Raw genomic sequence first — 19,647 nt, forward strand, 5'->3', positions numbered from 1 at the left:
TAGTTTATGAGCGCGAATGCGCACCCGGATGCCCTTCCGCCCTTGCTCCATGCAACCCCGTCCCTACAGGGCAGCGCCCAGCAGACGGGCTTCCAGGGCCTGTCGGCGCAGGCAGGCGAGCAGCCCGGCGAACGCGCGCGGCACTGCCAGCGCCAGCAGTCCGCTGTCGCGCAGGCTTGCCGCCCAACCGGCCATGGGTCGCGGTGTCCTGGGGTCGGGCGAGTGGAGCCGGGCTTCGCTCATGCGGCACCTCGAACGGGGAGCGAGGGCCAGGCGTTGGCGCGAGGGAAGCAGGCTCCGGTGATGGAAAGGGACGGGATGTCCTGCTTATAACCCTAATGGATGAAACCATTACCCATAAATAACCAATAATCCTTAACTAAGAACCGGAGGCATGCGCCCCTGGCAGAACCATGAGGGTGCATCGGGCAACCGACGCCGGCATCATTCCGGACAGCCGCGAAAACCTCTGTAACGGCTCTGTCATGCGCGTCGTGCGAGGAAACAAATAAGCGGAGAAAAGGGAACCTTATTCGCGCCAAGCTGTTTAAAATCACGCCCGTTTCTGTGCGAGGCCCCTCGCGCAGTCTTTCACCAAGGAGCTACACCACCATGGCACTGACCAAAGACCAACTGATCCAGGACATCGCCGAAGCCATCGACGCGCAGAAGACCACCGTTCGCAGCGCGCTCGACCAGCTCGCCGAGATCGTCAAGGACGCCCTGGAGAACGATGGCGAAATCACCCTGCCGGGTATCGGCAAGCTGAAGGTCTCCGAGCGTCCCGCGCGCACCGGCCGCAACCCGCAGACCGGCAAGGCGATCGAGATCGCTGCCAAGCGTGTAGCCAAGTTCGTTCCGGCCAAGGCGCTGACCGACGCGATCAACGGCTGATAACGGCCGCCGCATCCCGCACGGATGCGCAGGAAAAAAGCGCAGGAGCCTGGCCTCCTGCGCTTTTTTCGTTTTCGGGGAGCCGCTGGCGCTGCCGCCCTTGAGGTTTTCCGCCGGATATTCCTACGGCGTTTGCAGTTGCTCGAGCAACGCATGGCAATCGGCAGCGTGCCAGTCGGCCAGCTCCGGCCAGGGGTTTTCCGGCAGGTTGACCAGCACCGTGCGACTCCCCGCGGCGCGTCCGCAGTCGAGGTCGAAACGGTAGTCGCCGACCATCACCAGCTCCGCCGGCGTCACGTTCCAGCGTCGGGCGATGCGCAGCAGGCCGTCCGGGTCCGGCTTGGGCCGCGCCTCGCCGCGCCCGAGGATGTGTTCGGTGGGAAAGCAGCCGCCCAGGCCGATCGCTTCGAGGGTGATCAGCGCCAACTGGTGGTCGTTGCGGGTCAGGATGCCCAGGCGCATGCCGCGCCGCTGCAACTCGCGCACCAGTTCCAGTGCGCCCGGCGCCGGCCGCGCGGCCTCGGCCAGGGCGCGCTCGTGTTCGAGCAGCCAGGCGTGCTTGGCCGCCGCCTCGGCCTCGGGCAGGGCGGCGAGGTGCAGCAGGATGTCGTCCTGCTCGGGGATGTCCAGCGCTCGGCGGATCGCCGGGAAGTCGTGCACGGCCCGGGTCAGGGTGCCGTCCATGTCGAACACCCAGTGGCGGATGTCGGCCAGCCTCACGCCCAGTCCTCGCGCTTGCGGATCAGGCCTTCCTGGCTCGACGAGGCGACCAGTTGGCCGCTCTGGTTGAAGATGCTGCCGCGCACGAAACCGCGTGCGTTGCCGGCCCAGGGGCTGTCGATGGCGTAGAGCAGCCACTCGTCCGCGCGCAGGTCGCGGTGGAACCACAGGGCGTGGTCGAGGCTGGCGACCTGCATGGTCTTCTGCCACACCGAAACGGCATGGGGCTGCATCGAGGTGGTAAGGAAACCGAAGTCCGAGGCGTAGGCCAGCAGGTACTTGTGCAGCGCCGGGACGTCCGGCAGCTTGCCGTCGGCGCGGAACCAGAGGTACTTCACCGGTTCGTCGGGCTGCGGGTCGTAGGGGTCGTGCTGGGTGACCGGACGAATCTCGATGGGCTTCGGATACAGCAGCTTGTCGCGGATGCGCTCGGGAATCCGCTCGGCGCGCTGGCGGGTCAGCTCCAGCTCCGAGGGCAAGTTATCCGGGCCGACCACCTCGGGCATCTCGATCTGGTGGTGGAAACCTTCCTCGTCGTACTGGAAGGAGCTGCTCAGGGTGAAGATCGGCTGGCCTTTCTGGATCGCGGTGACCCGGCGGGTGCTGAAGCTGCCGCCGTCGCGCACCCGGTCCACCTGGTAGACCACCGGCATGCTGGCGTCGCCGGGACGCAGGAAGTAGCCGTGCATGGAGTGTACGTGGCGATCGTCCTCCACCGTCTGGCTGGCCGCCGACAGTGCCTGGCCCAGGACCTGGCCGCCATAGAGCTGGCGGAAGCCGAGATCCTGGCTCATGCCCCGGAACAGGTTCTCCTCGATGGGTTCCAGGCTCAGCAAAGCCACCAGGTTGTCCAGTATCTGGGTCATGGGGTGTTTCCTCGAATTCGGGCTGTCGACGGGCTAGTCGCGGCGCAAGGCCGGGTACGCGGGCATGTTGCAAAGACGAGTGTCCCACACCGCGCGGCCGAGGGTGAAATGGTAGAGACTGGCCATGGACTCATCCGTTAGTCCAAGCAGCTCATGCACCAGGGGGTCGTAGTAGCAGCCGATACCCGTCCCAGACAGCCCGGCGGCCTCCGCCTCGAGGTAGAGCAACTGGCCGACCTGCCCGCATTCCCAGTACAGCCGCGGATAGCACCAGGGACCTTCTTCGAGCGCCGCGCCGAGATGGGCGAGCATGGCGAGCGCGACGCAGCCGTCGCCGGCGATGTCCTGCTGGCAGGAGAGATACGCCGACAGCGCGCGCGCATCGCCTTCCTGCAACAGGTACAGCGGCAACTCCGGATCGACGTGCTGCCAGAGGAAGTCCTCGCGCATCGGCGGCCGCCGCAGGCCGCTGCGGTCCAGCCAGTACAACCCCGGCACCAGGCCCCGGACGCGATGGACGAACAGCAGTAGATCGACCCGCGCGGCCTCGCCGGTGACCGCGAAAGGCACCGGCGAGCGCTCCGGCAGCAGCCTGCGCAGCCAGGCCCGCAGCAGCCCGACATCGATGCCGGCGCGCCCGTCCATGCGCTGCGCGCTACGCCGCCGATGCAGCAGCGGTCGCAGCGGCAGGCCGGGGTTGTCGTTGCCGGGCTCGCCCGGTGCGACCCTCCACGGGCGTGCCGGCAGGCGCGGCGCCCGGCATAGCCCATGTATCCGCTGCAACTCCGGCCAGTCCCGGTACTCCCGCGACAGCCGGTTCGGCGCGCCGGCCAACGGCAGGGCCGCCAGCCCTTCGCACAGGCGCGGCGAAAGGGAAGGCTCCTGCGTGAGCGCCGGCCCGATCCAGAACAGTGCGTCGACGCTCTCGCACTCGGCGAAGCCGTCCCGGTCGAGGCCGAACAGGCCGTCCAGTGCGCTTTCGGCGACGCCGCGCAGCAGGCGCATCTCCCAGCCCTGGATCGCCGCGGCGATCGAGAGGCAGGCCAGCGCGTGGCCGAGGTCATGCTGGCAGTAGCGATAGGCTCGCTCACCGTATTTCCAGGCCTCGCGCCAGGGCACGCTGGTCAATGCCAGGAGGCAGCCGCCGGCCGGCAAGCAGTCATCCAGCAGCGAAGCCAGCGGCGCCGGCAATTCGCCGCGCACCTCCAGGGCATGCTTGTCGGGACGGTAGTGGGCGAGCAGCGGCGCCGGCTCCAGGGTACCGCCGGGAAGCAGCAGGTAGGCTTCGGTGGGATGCAGGTTGCCGCTCGACGGATTGACCCGCAGCGCCCAGCGAGCACCGCCGGCCTCCTTCCAGGCCGACAGCGCCAATCCGTCGTAGAGCATCTGCGAGAGGCTGCGGCGATCGAGCCGGGAGGGCGCGGCCGCCGGCCCGGAAAACACCCCGTCGTAGGGTGGCGACTCCTCCAGCGGCCGATGCAGCAGTTCGATTTGCCGGCAGCCCCGGTACTGGCGGAACGGCGCCGGCTGGGTCGCCCAGTCCAGTCCGCCGGGACCGGGTGCGTAGCGCTCCGGGCGATGCATGCTGAGGCGATGGTAGGCGAGCACCTCGCCGCCGCCGTCGCCCATGTTCACCGCTCCGCCCAGCGGGCCGCGTCGACGCGATAGAGGATATGCCGGCGCATCGGGTGATCCGCTGCCAGGAGTGGGTGGTCGAAATCCTCGGCCGGATCGCGACGCATGCCCAGGCGCTCCATCAAGCCCCAGGAGCGGCGGTTGGGCGGCGTGGTGAAGGCCACCACCTCGGGCAGGCGCAGCCGCTCGAAGGCGAAGTCCAAGGCGGTTTCCGCCGCTTCGCGGGCGAATCCACGGCCCCAGTAGGCGGGCGCCAGGCGCCAGCCGATCTCCACGGTCGGGGCGAAGTGCACGTCCATGGTCACGTCGAACAGGCCGGTGAATCCGATGAACGCCGCCTCGCCCGGCAGCTCCAGGGCCCAGGGCCCGTAGCCACGCTCGGCAAAATGCGCCTGGACGCGATCGACCAAGGCGTCGCTCTGCGCGCGGTCGAGCACACTGGGGAAGAATTCCATTACCCGCGGGTCGGCGCACATCTCGGCGAACGCCTCGCGGTCGCTGTCGCGCCAGGCGCGCAGCAGCAGGCGCGGGCCATGCAGTTCGGAAATGGCGGAAGGGGGAAGGTTCGCGTTCATGGGAGGCCTTTTCGGAAACGGCCGACTCATCTGCGAAGCCAGTCCTCGCGCGTCAACCGGTACAGCACATGATGCCGCAAGCGGTGGCCGGGAGGCAGGTCGGGATGCTCGAAGTCGTCGGTGGGATCGCGATGCATCCCCAGGCGCTCCATCAGTCCCAGGGAGTTCTCGTTGGCCGGTACGGTGAAAGCCACCACCTGGTCCAGGCCAAGGGTATCGAAGGCGTAGCTCAGCGCCGCCTCGGCCGCCTCGTGGGCGAAGCCCTCCGCCCAATGCTCGGCGGCGAGACGCCAGCCGATGGCCACCGCGGGTACGAAGGGCGCATCGAAGTCCACGACCTCCAGCCCCACGTAGCCGATGAAAGGATCGCCGCCCTTGACCTGCAGCGCCCACCAGCCAAAACCGTGCTCGGCGAAGTGCGCGTCGATGCGGCGCAGCAACGCGTCGCTCTGGGCGCGATCCAGGCAGGACGGAAAGAACTCCATCACCCGCGGGTCGGCATTCAGCTCGGCGAACCTGGCTCGGTCCTGCACCAGCCAGGGCCGCAGGATCAGACGGTGGGTATACAGCCGTGGCGAGCGCAGATGCTCGATGCTCAGGCTGGTCAGGTCGGCCATCGCTTGGTTCCTTTCGTTCAACGCACTCCAGAAGGACTATCTGACCGCAGGAATCGGCTGGGGTGCCCGCGAGGGCGGTATTCCGATCTTTGGTCAGGCTTCGCGGAAAAGGCTACCCAACCGGAGTGTAGTCTTTTCCGCGCCTGGACATGCCCGATCCTCGGGCAAAGCGATGACGATTGGTTTACCGCCCGGGCAACGGGCGCAAGCCACGTCAATCCGTGCACTCTTCCACCAGACTCTCGTCCAGGGCGAGGATCGCCAGTTTCACCCCAACGGCGCACTCCTCCACCCAGGCGAACGAGGCGTTCGGGCTGAGGCAGGCATCCTCGAGGCGCCGGCAGCTTTCCACCAGTTGCTCGCCACGCACCACCCTCGCCGCGCCCTTGATCCGATGCGCCAGCTCGGCCAGTTCGCCGGTCTCCTGGCGTTGCACCAGTCCCTCGAGGGTCTCCAGGTCCTTGCGGTTGCTGGTCAGCAGTTCATCGAGTAGCCGCCTGAGCATCGTCGGCTCGCCGCCGGTCAGCGCATGCAGGGAATCCAGGTCGTAGAGACGGGGGTCCGACGGTATCGCGACGGGTTCGGCGTCGATGGTGACGGGCAGGTCGTCGTCGGCGAAGCCCAGGGCCAGAAGACGCTCCTCGAGAACATCGAGGCCGATGGGCTTGATCAGGCACTCGTTCATTCCAGCCTGGATGCAGCGCTCGATCTCCTCCGGCTGGGCGTCCGCGGTGAGGCCGATGATGACCACCGGTTCCTCGCCATTCTCGCGCTCCTCCTGGCGGATCGAGCGGGCGAGGTCGGAGCCGCTCATCAGCGGCATGTGGCAGTCGGTGATGACCATGTCGAACGGTTGCCCATGCCAGAGGTTGAGAGCGTTCAGGCCGTTCTCCGCTTCCTCCACGTCATGACCGAGGAAGCTCAGCTGTTGATGGAGGATCTGCCGGTTGACCGCATGATCGTCCACCACCAGCACCTGCAACCGCCGCGCCTGGCGACTGCCGAGCGGGATCGCCCGCACGTTCTCGACGATCGGTTCCAGCACCTGCAGGCGCAGCTCGACGTCGATCCGCGTACCCTGCCCCAGCTCGCTGCTCATCACCAGGCGCCCTCCCATCATTTCGCACAGCGAGCGCGAGATCACCAGGCCGAGCCCGGTGCCCTCGGTGTTCTGCAGGTTGCGGTTGACCTGGGCGAAAGGCCGGAACAACTGCTGCTGGTCGCCCAGGGAAATACCGATGCCGGTGTCTTCCACACAGAGATTGACCTGCAACAGCGACGGCTCCACCTGGCGGCCATCGATGCGGATGCGGATCGAGCCCTCGTCGGTGAACTTGATCGCGTTGCTGACCAGGTTGGAGAGGATCTGCTTGAAGCGCATGGCATCCAGCAGTACGTCGCCGTTGATGCTCGAGTCGATCTCCAGCACCAGGCTCAGGCGCTTTTGCCGGGCCAGGCCTTCGAACACCCGTGCCACCGATTCCACCAGCTCGCGCAGGTTGGCCCGTTTCGGCGACAGGCTGAGGCGACCGGACTCGATGCGGGCGATGTCGAGAATATCGCCGATCAGCTCCAGCAGGCTCTTCGCCGAGGCATAGGCGATCTCGATGCTGGAACGGTCCACCCGACCGGTCTCGGCACGCTTGAGCGCCAGTTCGAGGATGCCGATCACCGCATTCATCGGCGTGCGTATCTCGTGGCTCATGGTCGCCAGGAAGGTGGTCTTGGCCCGGCTCGCTTCGTCGGCCAGGTTCTTCGCCTCTTCCAGCTCATCGATCAACTGGCGGTGCTCGGTGATGTCCAGCCAGCCACAGATGACACCGCGGATGGTCCCGCTGGAATCGCGGAACGGCTGGATCCAGTGGTCGATCCAGCGCTCCCGGCCGCCCAGCGCCACCGGGTAGACCGCCTCGATGGTCCTGCCCTCGCGCATGGCCATCAGGTAGCTGCGATGGAACTCCGGAGCGGTCTCGAAGTTTTCCATGGGCAGCTCGAGCACGGTGCGGTTCATCACCTCCTCGGAACTCAGGCCGACGCTCTGCAAGTAGCTGCGGTTGCAGGACAGCATCCGTCCGTTGACATCGCGCACATACAGCGGCGGAGGCATGCAGTCGGTCAGGGCCTCGACGAACCGCAACTGGTCGCTGAGCGCCTGTTCGACCCGCGCGCGCGCCCTGATCTGCCGGCGCTGATAAGTGACCCAGCCCAGGCAGAACAGCAGCAAGGCCGCTGCGATCGCCAGGATCTCGGTGATCACCAGGATGTAGTCGACCCAGGTCTGGCCACTCATCCCCGGCGGCGAGCGCCAGCGATTGACGATATCGCTCAGGTCGTCCGGCGAGATGCTCAGCAAGGCCTTGTCGAGAATCGACTGGAGTTCGGCGTCGCCTCGGCGAACGGCGAAGTGGGCGGTGGCCGCGCCGATGGGAACCAGGTCGGCGATCGCCAGCCTCTCGCGGAACAACCGGACGATGTAGTAGCGAGCGGTGACCAGCGGCACCACCGCCGCGTCGGCCCGTCCTTCGTAGACCAGGTTCATGGCATCCAGCGCGACGCCGACCTCCACCATCGTGGCCTGCGGATAGCGCTCGCGCACCTGTTGCATGCCCACATGGCCGGCGGGAATCGCTATGCGCTTGCCGTCGAGGCTTCCGGGGCTCTCCGCGCGTCCCTTGTCGTCCGCCCGGGTGACGAGGACGTACGAGGTGGACAGGAAGGATCGGGTGAAACGCAGCATTTCCTCGCGCTTGCTGCTGCGGCTCATGATCGCCAGGTCCGCCTCCTTCCTGGCCAATACGCCGATCTGCTCGGGGAAGCCGCCACTGCGAGGCGTGACCTGGAAATGCAGGCCGGTGCGGCGGGAAATCATGTCCAGCAGGTCGGAGGCGATGCCCGAGAAGGTCTCGTCGGAATTGAAGAAGGCCAGCGGCGCCAGGTCGTCGTTGATGACCAACCGCACCACCGGGTGGCGAGCGATCCAGCGGCTCTCCTGCGGCGTCAGCGCGATACGCTGGCCCGTTGGCAGGGAGCCGCTGCCGACCCAGCGCCTGGCGATGCTTTCGAGACGGTCCTGGTTGATCGCGCCGATGGCCGAGTTGACGACGCGCAACAGGTTCGTATCGCCGCGACGAAGGAGGAAGCCGTAGCCCCCTTCCAGGCGGGCATCGGCAAACCGCTCGAACCTCACGTAGCCGTAATAGGATCGATTGATCCGGTGGTAGGCGCTGAGCACATCGTCGAGATACAGGTCGGTATGTCCGAAAGCCACCGCGGCAACGGCCTCGTCATGGCTGCCGAAGACCACGAAACGCGCCCGCGGGAAACGCTGGCGCAATTCCCCGACATGCTCCCGGGCCACCGCCACGCTGAGTCCGGCGAGATCCTCCGGCGAGTTGCGCTTTTCCCCCATCCGCTTGAACACCGCCAATCGATCACGGGCATAGGGTTGGCTGAGCACCAGGGAGGAATCGCCCGCCGAGCTGTAATGGCTGCCAAGCAGGTCGATCTTTCCGGCAGCGAGCGCCGCCACGGCATCCGCATGGGTATCGAAGCTCACGACCTTGATGCGCATGCCGAGCAACTGCCCGACCAGCGTGGCGACGTCCGCCGTTATGCCTTCGTAGTTCTCGTCGTCGAGCCGGACGTTGAAGGGCGAGGTCTCGTCCAGCGCCGCGCCGAGCCTCAGGTGACCCTTGTGGCGCAGCCAGGCCCAGTCGTCCTCGGCGATCGCCATGTCCTCGTGCTCGATGCGCAACTGGCTGAACAGCGTCAGGGACGGATGCGCTTCGACGGCGAACAGGCGTCCGCCCGACAGCAGCAGGCAGAAGAACAGTAGGAATAGTTTTGATCGCATGAAAGGTCTGTGCGGCAGGGCCGGCAGTTGTATGGAAAGGAAACGCGTCCGGCGCGAGGCCCGGCGTTCGGCTAGCGGCAGCCGAGGCCAGGGCGGCGGCGTCAGGATCCGGAGCAATAGTCGAGAAAGTGCTGTTCCGGCATCGGCCGGGCGAACAGGTAGCCCTGGGCTATGGAGCAACCGAGTTCGATCAGGCGTACCCGTTGTTCGTCGCTCTCCACCCCTTCCACCACCAGGGAAATTCCCAGCGCCTGCGCCAACGCCACGACACTGCTGATGACGGCGCAACTCCTGGGCTGGGTCTTCATCTTCTGGACGAAGGTTCTGTCCAGCTTGATCTGGCTGAAGGGAAACTCGCAGAGCCGGTCGAGGGACGAATAGCCGGCGCCGAAATCGTCCATCGCCAGGCCGCAGCCCATGATCCGCAGACGCACGAGGTTCTCCAGGCTGCTGGCAGGAGCGCTGATCAACCCGGTCTCGGTGATCTCGAACATCACCGAACTGGGCGGCAGGTGGAACTCGGTCAGCAACGCCGAGATGTTCTCGGCCAGCGCACGCGAACCCAGTTGCGAAGGATGGACGTTGAACGCCAGGTTGATCGGCTGCCCCAACTGCGCCAGCTTCCTGCGCGTCGCCAGACCCTGGCTGAACAGTTGCCAGAACAGCTTGTCGACCAGGTTGTAGGTTTCCATCACATAGAGGAAATGCGACGGCGGCAATACGCCGAGATGCGGGTGGTTCCAGCGTGCCAGGACCTCGGCGCCGATCAGGCCGCCGCCATCCAGGGCCACCTTGGGCTGGTAGTAGGCTTCGAACTCGCCGTTGTCGAGGCCGCGCACCACGTCCGCCACGGAGGGCAGCTCGGCGACTTCGATCTGTCGCGGCAGGTCCTGGCGACGAGCGTTGTAGCGGGTCAACAGGGCGGTGATCCGCTCCAGGCTGAATGGCTTGCCGAGGTCGCCGAGAAAATTGAGGCCCAGGCACTCGATCATCGAAATGGTGGCCTGGCGCAGGATGGGATCCACCTCGCTGCTGAGGATCACCGAATGAACCTTGCCGCTCAGGCTTGCGTGGCGAAGGAACGCCAGGCCGTCCATGCCGCTCATCTGCAGGTCGCAGATGGCGATGTCGACGTGTCCGCAGGACTCCAGGATCGCCACCGCCTCCTTGCCGTCCGCCGCTTCGAGGATCGATCCGGGCACCACTTTCTTCAGGGCTGTGACGGCTACCAGGCGCTGAAAAGGCTCATCCTCCAACACCAGAACATTCAAATCATTCATCACGGTCCACACAGGGTTTCCAGGAAATACCGGCGATATACTGCTGTGTTTCCCTTACTAGACCTATGGGACAAGTCCCCATGTTTTGTGGGAATTTTCCTACTGATTTGGAGGTTCGGTTGGATTAGCATGGTTCCACATGAAAAACCGAATCGCCCCGCCTCAACAGGCTATTCTGGACGGCGATCTCGGCCTAGCGCCCAACATGGATGACCACCGGCGGCAGCGCCCGGGAAATCGAATCCCGACCCTGCCCCGGTCCCTCAAGGTAAATCGAATTTATGCATACCGTCCTGATCGTCGACGACCACCCCGTCATCCGCCTCGCCGTGCGCGTCCTGCTGGAAAAGCATGGTTTGCAGGTGGTGGCCGAGACGGACAATGGCGTGGATGCCATCCAGTTGGTCCGGGAGCACGAACCGGACGTGGTGATTCTCGACATCGGCATTCCCAAGCTCGACGGCCTGACCGTGATCTCGCGGATCAAGTCCCTGGAACTGCGCACCCAGGTGCTGGTACTCACTTCACAATCCGCAGAGGCGTTCTGCAAGCGCTGCATCCAGGTCGGCGCCCGTGGGTTCGTCAACAAGGAAGAAGACCTGAACAACCTGATCAACGCCCTGAACGCCGTGATTGCTGGCTACACGTTCTTTCCTTCGCTCACGTTCGATACCCTCGGCACCCCGCCGGAGCGCATTTCCGAAAGCGAGCTTATCGGCCTGCTCTCCGACCGCGAGATGATCGTCCTCCAGCATCTCGCCATGGGCTATTCGAACAAGGCCATCGGCGAGAAGCTGTTCCTCAGCAACAAGACCGTCAGCACCTACAAGACCCGCCTGCTGCAGAAGCTCGGCCTGGGTTCGCTGGTCGACCTCGCGGAGTTCGCCAAGCGCAATTCGCTGATCCACTGACCTGGCGCTTCGCTGTCGAAGCCCAGGCCCAGGGCACCTTCGGGCAAGCGCGACCGGAAGCCGCTCCTGCCACGCGACGAGCGTCAGCGGATTTCCACAAAGCATGTGGAACCGCCTGTGGATAAGGTGCGAAAAACGCTCCGTGCAGCGCATCGTGCCTGGCCTCCCGACGGTTGATCAGTTCCTGACCAGGCGCACGGCGAGCGGACCAGGTGGCATCGACAAGGCTCGGAGGCGGTCTTCGCCTCGGTTACACTGCACGCCGGTTTCCCCAGGTCTCGCTCGTCGTCCACATGCCCAGTCAAGCATCCTCCCCTTCCCCCCAGGTCGCCATCGTCGGCGGCGGTCCCGCAGGCCTGATGGCCGCGGAGGTCCTGAGCCAGGCGGGCGTACGCACGGAAGTGTTCGACGCCATGCCCTCGGTCGGCCGGAAATTCCTGCTCGCGGGCGTCGGCGGCATGAACATCACCCATGCCGAGGCCAGGGAACAATTCCTCGGCCGCTATGGCAGGCGCCAGAAGGAAATCGCCGCACTGCTCGGCGAATTCGACGCGGATGCGTTGCGCGCCTGGATCCACGGCCTGGGTATCGACACCTTCGTCGGCAGTTCCGGCCGGGTGTTCCCCTCCGACATGAAGGCCGCGCCGTTGCTCCGTGCCTGGCTCAAGCGCCTGCGCGAGCAAGGCGTGCTCATCCATACCCGCTGCCGTTGGCTGGGCTGGAACGCGGACGGTACGCTGGACATCCAGAGCGCCGCCGAGCGCCTGTCGATACGGGCCGACGCCGTGATCCTGGCGCTCGGTGGCGGCAGTTGGCAGCGCCTGGGCTCCGACGGCGCCTGGGTGCCCCTGCTGCGGGCACGCGGCGTCGAGGTCGAGCCCCTGCGGCCAAGCAATTGCGGTTTCGAGATCGGCGGCTGGAGCGAGCTGTTTCGCGACAAGTTCTCCGGCGCTCCGGTCAAACCGGTGGCCATGGGACTGGCGGGCGAAACGCCGCGCCAGGGCGAATTCGTCGTGACCCGCGACGGTATCGAGGGCAGCCTGGTCTATGCCCTCTCCGCCGCCATCCGCGAACGGATCGAGGCACAGGGATCGGCCGAAGTATGGCTGGACCTGTTGCCGAACAGGCGTCGCGAGCAGATCGAGGCAGCCCTGGCTCGCCCGCGCGGTTCCAGGTCGATGGCCAATCACCTGCGCAGCCAGTTGGGCATCGATGGGGTTCGGGCCGGCCTCCTGCGTGAACTCACCCCCGCCGCCACCTATGCCGAGCCGGCCCGCCTGGCGGCGGCGATCAAGCGCCTGCCGCTGACGCTGCTGCGCCCGCGTCCGCTGGACGAAGCGATCAGCAGCGCCGGCGGCGTGCGCTTCGAGGCGCTCGACCGCAACCTGATGCTCGCTGGCCTGCCCGGTGTGCTCTGCGCCGGGGAAATGCTCGACTGGGAGGCGCCCACCGGCGGCTACCTGTTGACCGCCTGCTTCGCCAGCGGGCGCGTAGCCGGACTCGGCGCGGCGGCCTGGTTGCGCGGCAGGGGCTAGAGGCCAGTACGCCAGCGCCTCGCTATTTGCCGGACGGCCGCTTCTTCGGCTTGCCCGCCGCGCCCGCGCCGAAGCCCGGCGCCTTGCGCACCGCCTTGACCGTCGGCGCGCTGCTGTCGAACCAACTGCCCAAGTGGATCTTGCCGGGCTTGCCGGCGCTCTCCGCGGCCTTGGGTTTCTTCGGCTTCTTCGGTTTCTTCAGCACCACGCCGCCCGGCGCGGTCTGCGGCACCCGGTGCTCCGGCTCGAAGTCGGGCTCCTCGCGGCGCTGCAGGGTCTGCCCGATCAGTGTCTCGATCGCCGCCAGCAGCTCCACTTCGTCGGCGCAGACCAGCGACACCGCCTGGCCGGAGGCACCGGCACGGCCGGTACGGCCGATGCGATGCACGTAGTCCTCGGCGACGATCGGCAGGTCGAAGTTGACCACCAGCGGCATTTCCTCGATATCCAGGCCACGCGCGGCCACGTCGGTGGCTACCAGCAGGTCTACCTCGCCGGCCTTGAACCGCTGCAAGGCGCGCAGCCGCGCCGGCTGCGGCTTGTCGCCATGGATCGAGTCGGCGGCGATACCCTGCCGCTGCAACAGTCCGACCAGTTCCTCGACGCTCTTGCGGGTCTTGGCGAAGACCAGCGCCTGGCGCCAGCGATTGGCCTGCAACAGGTGGCAGAACAGCTCGGCCTTGCGCTTCTTGTCCACCGGCACCAGCCATTGCCTGACGCTCTTCGCCGCGGTATTGCGCGGACTGACCTCGATGGACAGCGGGTCGCGCAGCAGTTCGCGGGCCAGCGTGCGGATGGCGTCGGAGAAGGTCGCGGAAAACAGCAGGGTCTGGCGCTTGCGCGGCAGCGCGGCGAACAGTTCGTCCAGCTCGCGGGCGAAACCGAGGTCGAGCATGCGATCGGCTTCGTCCAGCACCAGCGCCTGGAGCTGGGCGAACTTCACCGCGTTCTGCCGATACAGGTCGAGCAGCCGCCCGGGAGTGGCGACGAGGATATCCACCCCCTTGCGCAGCTTCATCATCTGCGGGTTGATGCTGACCCCACCGTAGGCCACCGCGGTACGCAGCGGCAGGTGCTGGCCGTAGTCGCGAATACTGGCGTGGACCTGCTCGGCCAGTTCGCGGGTCGGAACCAGGACCAGTGCGCGCACCGAGTTGGCAGCGACCTGCGGCCCCTCCAGGGTCAGCCGCTGCAGCAACGGCAGGGCGAAACCGGCGGTCTTGCCGGTGCCGGTCTGTGCTGCGGCGAGCAGGTCGCGGCCCTTGAGCGCCGGAGGTATGGCCTGGGCCTGGATCGGCGTGGGCGTGCCGTGGCCGAGCCCTTCGAGGGCCTTGAGCAGGGGGTCGAGCAGACCGAGGGAAGCGAACGTCATGAGCGGCTCGGAAAAAAGGAAACGGACGGCATTCTAGCGGATTCGCCGTCTCCCATCGTCCTCTGGCGCGCGGCCGGTCAGCCCTTGAGCAGCAGTCCGCCCTCGATCGGCACGTAGCGCGACGCCGCGCGGATCAGCGCGTTGGCGGTCAGGCCAGGCACCCCGTAGGCCGTAGCCACGACGCCGTGGGCGCGGATGACCTTCTCCAGCAGCAGATCGAAGTCGCCGTCACCGGAGAGCAGCACCACTTCATCCACCCGCGGCGCGGCATCCAGTACGTCGATAGTGATGCCGACATCCCAGTCACCCTTGGCCGAGCCGTCGGCACGCTGGATGTAGGGCTTCAGCTTCACCGTGAAACCGAGGTTGCGCAGAATCTGCTGGAACTGTTGCTGACGCGGGTCGCCGCGGTCGATGGCGTAGGCATAGGCCTCGACGATGCTCCCGCCGCGAGCGATGTCTGCCCACAGGGCGGCGTAGTTGAGATGGCAGCCGTAGGCCTGGCGCACGGTGTAGTAGAGGTTCTGCACATCGGCGAAGACAGCGATCTTCTTCGCCGCGGGCGACTCGGGACGACTCAAGGGGAACTCCGGAACGACGGCAGTGGGCCACCATTATCGCAGCCCACGGCCCGCAACCCTAACGGTCAGGTGAACAAATCGTCGTCGCCGAGGAAGCTGGAGTCGTCGTTGAAGTCGCTATCGCTGAAATCGCCATCGGCGAAACCGCCGTCGGTGGGATAGTCGCTATCGGCGAAACGCTCGGTCGCCGGCTCGGGATCGGCAAACTGGCTGGCGTCGAGGTTATCCACCGGGACGTCCTGGATCACCTCGACGATTTCCTGCGGTTGGCTGTGGCGGAACATGCCGGTGAGCAGGTCGGCCACCAGCATCCCGCCAGCGACCCCGGCGGCCGTCTGCAACGCGCCGCCGAGAAAACCGCTGGCCCGCGAAGGCGCGGCCGCCGCGGCGGGCGCCATACCCGGACGCATGTCGCCGCCCCCCGCCGCCGGATTGGAGAAACGCGTCTCGCCCCAGCCCGCCGGGCGCCCCGGTTGGCTCGGCGCCGGCTCGTCGCGCACGCCGCCGCCGAACAGGCCAGAGAGGAAGCCGCCGCTGCTCGGACGGCTCTGCTGCAACTGGGCGACCTGCGCCTCGAGCTCCTTCACCCGTTGGTCGAGGCGCTTCAGCGCGGCTTCCTGGATCAGCACCACCTGCGCCATGTAGTACGGCGCCGCCGGCTGCCGCACCAGGTGCTGGTTGATCTGCGCCTCGGCCTCGGCGTCACGCGGAGCGGACTGCCCCTCGGCCTCGCGCAGGCGGCTGAACAGGCCGTCGATCAGGGTTTTCTCATCGGATTTCATCGCACGCCTCGACTGCATTTCGAGAAGGAAGGATGGATTGCACCAAAGGGAAATATTGGAGCACCCTGCACGATCTCAAGTTCCTCCGGTGAATTCCCGATGAATGACCACACCCAGCGCTCCGCACGGCCCCAGGTCGCCCTGCTGATCGTCGACCTGCAACGCGGCATGCAGCGCGACGACCTGCCGCCGCGCAACAATCCCGGCGCCGAGGCGCGCATCGTCGAACTGCTTGCCGCCTGGCGCGCCGCCGGCTGGCCGGTGGTGCACGTCCGGCACATTTCCCGGCAGCCCGGCTCGCCCTTCGCGCCCGGCCAGCCCGGCGTGGAGTTCCAGCCAGCGCTGGCGCCGCGCGACGACGAGGCGGTGTTCGAGAAGAACGTTCCCGACGCCTTCGTCAACAGCGGCCTGCAACGCTGGCTCCATGTCCGCGACATCCACCAGGTGGCGCTCGTCGGGGTAGCCACGGAGAACTCGGTGGAAGCCAGCGCACGCAGCGCCGGCAACCTCGGCTTCCAGACCTGGGTAGTGGCCGACGCCTGCTTCACCTTCGCCAAGCCCGATTTCCACGGCACCCCGCGCAGCGCCGACGAGGTACATGCGATGGCGTTGGCCAACCTGCACGGCGAGTACGCCGTGGTACTGCGCGCCGCCGAACTGTTGCAGCGCTTGCCGGCCTGACTGTCTGCCGGGCAACAGCGGGACAACAGGGCTGTCCGGCAGAAGACAGGCCGGTTCCGCCATACCCCCCATAAGCCATTGATTCGAAAACATGAATCCGGGATGGCACGGTTCCTTCATAGACACCGGACCACGCCCCTACCCGGAGATACCCCCGATGAGCCAAGAGCAACAGCCGATCCGCTTCGCCTACTGGGTCCCCAACGTCAGCGGCGGCCTGGTGGTGAGCAAGATCGAGCAGCGCACCAGCTGGGACATCGACTACAACCGCAAGCTGGCCCAGTTGGCGGAACGCAACGGCTTCGACTACGCCCTCTCGCAGATCCGCTTCACCGCCGGCTACGGCGCCGAGTACCAGCACGAGTCGGTGGCCATCAGCCACGCCCTGCTGGCGGCCACCGAGAAGCTCAAGGTGATCGCGGCGATCCTGCCTGGCCCCTGGCATCCGGCGGTGGTGGCCAAGCAACTGGCGACGATCGACCAACTGACCAATGGCCGGGTCGCGGTGAACATCGTCAGCGGCTGGTTCAAGGGAGAGTTCACCGGCATCGGCGAACCCTGGCTGGAGCACGACGAACGCTATCGGCGCTCCGAGGAGTTCATCCGCGTGCTGAAAGGCATCTGGACCGAGGAAAACTTCACCTTCAAGGGCGATTTCTATCGTTTCCACGACTACACCCTGAAACCCAAGCCGATCCAGCAGCCGCACCCGGAAATCTTCCAGGGCGGCAGCTCACGGGCGGCACGGGACATGGCCTCGCGCGTGTCCGACTGGTACTTCACCAACGGCAACAGCATCGACGGCATCCGCGCCCAGGTCGAGGACATCCGCGCCAAGGCGGCGGCCAACGGCCATTCGGTCAAGGTCGGAGTGAACGCCTTCATCATTGCTCGCGACACCGAGGAGGAAGCGCGGGCGGTGCTCGACGAGATCATCGCCAAGGCCGACTACGAGGCGGTGAACGCCTTCGGCGACGCGGTGAAACAGGCCGGCAAGGCCTCGCCGGAGGGCGATGGCAACTGGGCCAAATCCACTTTCGAAGACCTGGTGCAATACAACGACGGCTTCAAGACCAACCTGATCGGCACGCCACGGCAGATCGCCGAACGCATCGTCGCGCTGAAGGCGGCCGGGGTCGACCTGGTGCTGTCGGCCTTCCTGCACTTCCACGAAGAAGTGGAGTATTTCGGCAAGCACGTGTTGCCGCTGGTCCGCGAACTGGAGCAGGCCCAGGCCCGCGAAGCGGCCTGATCGGCAACGGCGGCCGCCAGGCGTTGGCCTCGGCGGCCGGCTGGGTTAGAGTCGCGGGCTCGTATCCGATCTGCCGACCCGCAATGAATCCTCTGCTGCCGCTGCGTGACGCCTGGTTCTTCTTCACCCGCCACCTGACCACCCTGGTGCCGCTCTGCCTGCCCTGGATATTCCTCGAAAGCCTGCTCCAGCAGCAGATCGACGAAGCCGTCGGCCCCCAGCAGATGGGCGCCTGGAGCCTGGTCGCCGGACTGCTCTTCTACCCGCTCTACACCGCAGCCCTGATCCTGTTCATGGACGCGCGCGGGCGCGACGAGCGGCCTCGCGTCGGCCAGCTGTGGAGCGCCGCGCTGCGCCTGTGGCCAGCCTTCGCGCTACTCGCGGCGCTGACTTCGCTGCTGATCGTGCTCGGCCTGTCGCTGCTGATCCTGCCGGGCATCTTCGTCATGGTGAAGCTGGCCTTCGCCGAATTCTGCCTGGTGCTGCGCGGCCGTAGTCCGCTGCAGGCGCTGCGGGAAAGCTTCGAGTTCACCCGTGGGCGATTCTTCCTGATCCTCGCCTGTTCGCTGGTGATCCTGCTGCCGGTCTGGAGCCTGGAAGCCTGGCTCGCCGATTCGGCCGGCGACGCTGTCGTGCTGCGGGTCGCCCTGCATACGCTCAGCGGGTTCTTCCAGCTGCTGTTGACCATCGTCGCCTTCCGCATCTACAGCCTCGGTCCGGCGCCACGCAACGGGATGTGAACGGCGCCGCGCGCCGATTCGCCGCGCTGGCCTATGCTTGACGAGCCCTGCCTCGAGGAACGGACCATGAGCGACGAATCGGCCAACCCCAGCTGCATTTCCCACCTGTCCATCGGCACCAACGACTTTCCCCGTGCCCGAGCCTTCTACGACACGGTGATGGCCGCCCTCGGCTGCAAGGTGATCCTCGAATACCCCGGCGCCGTGGCCTACGGCAAGCTCTATCCGGAGTTCTGGGTGCAGGCGCCGATCGACGGCCGTCCCGCCAGCGTCGGCAACGGCAGCCACGTCGGCTTCTTCGCCGACAGCAAGGCCCAGGTCGACGCCTTCCACGCCGCGGCCCTGGCCGCCGGCGCAGGCGACGAGGGCGCGCCGGGCCCGCGTCCGCTTTACGGCGAGCCCTACTACGGGTGTTTCATCCGCGACCTCGACGGGCACAAGGTCGAGGCCTCCTACTGGGACATGAGCCAGGGCTTCGACGCCCACGACCACGCCCACTGAGCGCCGTCAGGGTTGCGGCTTGAGTCCCGACAGGCGCGGCACCAGCAGCTTTTCGAAGAGACGCGGAAAGAAGCGCGCCAGCAGCCGCGCCCGCCAGTTGACGTTGGACAGCACCAGCAGGCGCCGGCGCCGCGCGGCGCCCTGGAAGATCGCCTCGGCGACCTCCACCGGCGATGCCACCTGGCTGCCCAGCACTTGCACCGGCTGGCGAGTCACCGAGCCATCGCCGACCAGCGCGTTCTTGCGCAGGTCGGTGGCGGTGAATCCCGGGCAGGCCAGGGTCACGCTGACGCCGGTGCCTTCCAGCTCCATCCGCAGGGTATCGAACAGACCGTGCAAGGCATGCTTGCTGGCGTTGTAGGCGCTGCGGTAGAGCAACGGGGCGAAACCGGTCAGCGAACTGAGCACGACGATCTGCCCGCGCCGTTCGAGCAGGCTCGGCAGCGCCGCGCGGGTGCAATGCACGGCGCCGAAGAAGTTCACCGCCATGACCTTGCGGAAAACCCCCAGGCCGGTTTCGGCGAAGGTACCGCGGTGGGTGATGCCGGCGTTGTTGACCAGCACGTCGATGCCGCCGAAGCGCTCCACCGCCAGCGCCACGGCACGCTCCACCGCATCGGCGTCGGCAACGTCGCAGCGCAGGCCGAGCGCCTCGCCGCCGAGGTGGTCGCGCAGGTGCTGGACCAGGCTGTCCAGCGCCGCCTGGTCGAGGTCGAGGATCGCCAGTCGCGCACCGGCCCGGGCGAAACGCAGCGCCAGCGCGCGACCGATGCCGGAACAACCACCACTGACCAGCACCACCTTGTGGCGGTAGGCCTGGCTGCTGAATACCTTGCGCGGCATGCGATACCC

At 66.7% G+C, this 19,647-nt stretch carries 18 protein-coding genes and 1 pseudogene; 7 read left to right on the forward strand and 12 right to left on the reverse strand.

Translation table 11 applies throughout. The features are described 5' to 3' along the window. Positions 1 to 120: 120 nt before the first annotated feature. Positions 121 to 243: pseudogene (locus AC4OR5_RS18460) on the reverse strand (acyl-CoA dehydrogenase); the annotation flags it as partial. Positions 244 to 567: 324 nt separating this feature from the next. On the opposite strand from AC4OR5_RS18460, the gene AC4OR5_RS18465 reads away from it, so the two are divergent. Further along, positions 568 to 894, forward strand: a complete 327-nt coding sequence (locus AC4OR5_RS18465; protein ID WP_224791587.1) for an HU family DNA-binding protein — start codon at positions 568 to 570, stop codon at positions 892 to 894. A 123-nt stretch (positions 895 to 1,017) separates the two neighbouring features. On the opposite strand, the gene AC4OR5_RS18470 is transcribed toward AC4OR5_RS18465, so the two are convergent. From AC4OR5_RS18470 to rocR, 7 genes are all read right to left on the reverse strand, one after another. Then, on the reverse strand, positions 1,018 to 1,614 hold the full coding sequence (locus AC4OR5_RS18470; protein ID WP_023084002.1) for an HAD family hydrolase: 597 nt from the start codon (positions 1,612 to 1,614) through the stop codon (positions 1,018 to 1,020). Further along, entirely contained in the window at positions 1,611 to 2,480 is an 870-nt protein-coding gene (gene tesB / locus AC4OR5_RS18475) for an acyl-CoA thioesterase II (protein ID WP_003093084.1), read from the reverse strand. Before tesB ends, AC4OR5_RS18470 begins: the two co-directional genes overlap by 4 nt. Before the next feature lie 33 nt (positions 2,481 to 2,513). Then, positions 2,514 to 4,109, reverse strand: coding sequence for a SagB/ThcOx family dehydrogenase (locus AC4OR5_RS18480; RefSeq protein ID WP_058160476.1), 1,596 nt, complete (start codon positions 4,107 to 4,109; stop codon positions 2,514 to 2,516). Positions 4,110 to 4,111: 2 nt separating this feature from the next. Further along, positions 4,112 to 4,690: a GNAT family N-acetyltransferase gene (locus tag AC4OR5_RS18485; RefSeq protein ID WP_058160475.1), complete on the reverse strand. Its 579-nt coding sequence runs from the start codon at positions 4,688 to 4,690 to the stop codon at positions 4,112 to 4,114. A gap of 26 nt (positions 4,691 to 4,716) precedes the next feature. Further along, complete coding sequence (locus tag AC4OR5_RS18490) at positions 4,717 to 5,307, reverse strand: GNAT family N-acetyltransferase (RefSeq protein ID WP_003110394.1); 591 nt, start codon at positions 5,305 to 5,307, stop codon at positions 4,717 to 4,719. 214 nt (positions 5,308 to 5,521) lie between these two features. Continuing rightward, positions 5,522 to 9,160: a transporter substrate-binding domain-containing protein gene (locus AC4OR5_RS18495; protein ID WP_058160474.1), complete on the reverse strand. Its 3,639-nt coding sequence runs from the start codon at positions 9,158 to 9,160 to the stop codon at positions 5,522 to 5,524. Positions 9,161 to 9,261: 101 nt separating this feature from the next. Next, positions 9,262 to 10,440, reverse strand: a complete 1,179-nt coding sequence (rocR, locus tag AC4OR5_RS18500) for a two-component system response regulator cyclic di-GMP-specific phosphodiesterase RocR (protein ID WP_003106013.1) — start codon at positions 10,438 to 10,440, stop codon at positions 9,262 to 9,264. A 281-nt stretch (positions 10,441 to 10,721) separates the two neighbouring features. Between rocR and AC4OR5_RS18505 the strand changes: the two genes are divergently transcribed. Beyond that, positions 10,722 to 11,351: a response regulator transcription factor gene (locus AC4OR5_RS18505; protein WP_003093094.1), complete on the forward strand. Its 630-nt coding sequence runs from the start codon at positions 10,722 to 10,724 to the stop codon at positions 11,349 to 11,351. A gap of 293 nt (positions 11,352 to 11,644) precedes the next feature. Next, entirely contained in the window at positions 11,645 to 12,886 is a 1,242-nt protein-coding gene (locus AC4OR5_RS18510; RefSeq protein WP_071536192.1) for a TIGR03862 family flavoprotein, read from the forward strand. Between the two features lie 22 nt (positions 12,887 to 12,908). Here the strand turns inward: AC4OR5_RS18510 and rhlE1 are convergent, their stop codons facing one another. The 3 genes from rhlE1 to AC4OR5_RS18525 all read right to left on the reverse strand — a co-directional run bounded on the left by rhlE1 (position 12,909) and on the right by AC4OR5_RS18525 (position 15,621). Next, positions 12,909 to 14,258 (reverse strand): RNA helicase RhlE1, encoded by a 1,350-nt coding sequence (rhlE1, locus tag AC4OR5_RS18515; protein ID WP_019485124.1) that lies wholly within the window; start codon positions 14,256 to 14,258, stop codon positions 12,909 to 12,911. Positions 14,259 to 14,335: 77 nt separating this feature from the next. Continuing rightward, positions 14,336 to 14,839, reverse strand: coding sequence for a LabA-like NYN domain-containing protein (locus tag AC4OR5_RS18520; RefSeq protein WP_003093104.1), 504 nt, complete (start codon positions 14,837 to 14,839; stop codon positions 14,336 to 14,338). 65 nt (positions 14,840 to 14,904) lie between these two features. Further along, entirely contained in the window at positions 14,905 to 15,621 is a 717-nt protein-coding gene (locus AC4OR5_RS18525) for a DUF2076 domain-containing protein (RefSeq protein WP_058156806.1), read from the reverse strand. Positions 15,622 to 15,720: 99 nt separating this feature from the next. On the opposite strand from AC4OR5_RS18525, the gene AC4OR5_RS18530 reads away from it, so the two are divergent. The 4 genes from AC4OR5_RS18530 (at position 15,721) to AC4OR5_RS18545 (ending at position 18,795) form a co-directional block, all read left to right on the forward strand. Continuing rightward, positions 15,721 to 16,302: a cysteine hydrolase family protein gene (locus tag AC4OR5_RS18530; protein ID WP_058156807.1), complete on the forward strand. Its 582-nt coding sequence runs from the start codon at positions 15,721 to 15,723 to the stop codon at positions 16,300 to 16,302. A 157-nt stretch (positions 16,303 to 16,459) separates the two neighbouring features. After that, on the forward strand, positions 16,460 to 17,554 hold the full coding sequence (gene sfnG, locus AC4OR5_RS18535; protein ID WP_003093107.1) for a dimethylsulfone monooxygenase SfnG: 1,095 nt from the start codon (positions 16,460 to 16,462) through the stop codon (positions 17,552 to 17,554). A gap of 83 nt (positions 17,555 to 17,637) precedes the next feature. Beyond that, positions 17,638 to 18,294 carry a DUF7847 domain-containing protein gene (locus AC4OR5_RS18540; RefSeq protein ID WP_003093108.1) on the forward strand — a complete coding sequence of 219 codons (657 nt, stop codon included), beginning with the start codon at positions 17,638 to 17,640 and terminating at the stop codon, positions 18,292 to 18,294. A 66-nt stretch (positions 18,295 to 18,360) separates the two neighbouring features. Then, positions 18,361 to 18,795, forward strand: a complete 435-nt coding sequence (locus AC4OR5_RS18545; RefSeq protein ID WP_004351586.1) for a VOC family protein — start codon at positions 18,361 to 18,363, stop codon at positions 18,793 to 18,795. 6 nt (positions 18,796 to 18,801) lie between these two features. On the opposite strand, the gene AC4OR5_RS18550 is transcribed toward AC4OR5_RS18545, so the two are convergent. Beyond that, positions 18,802 to 19,638: an SDR family oxidoreductase gene (locus AC4OR5_RS18550; RefSeq protein ID WP_003093110.1), complete on the reverse strand. Its 837-nt coding sequence runs from the start codon at positions 19,636 to 19,638 to the stop codon at positions 18,802 to 18,804. Between the last annotated feature and the right edge of the window lie 9 nt (positions 19,639 to 19,647).

Source organism: Pseudomonas sp. YA1, assembly GCF_058680555.1.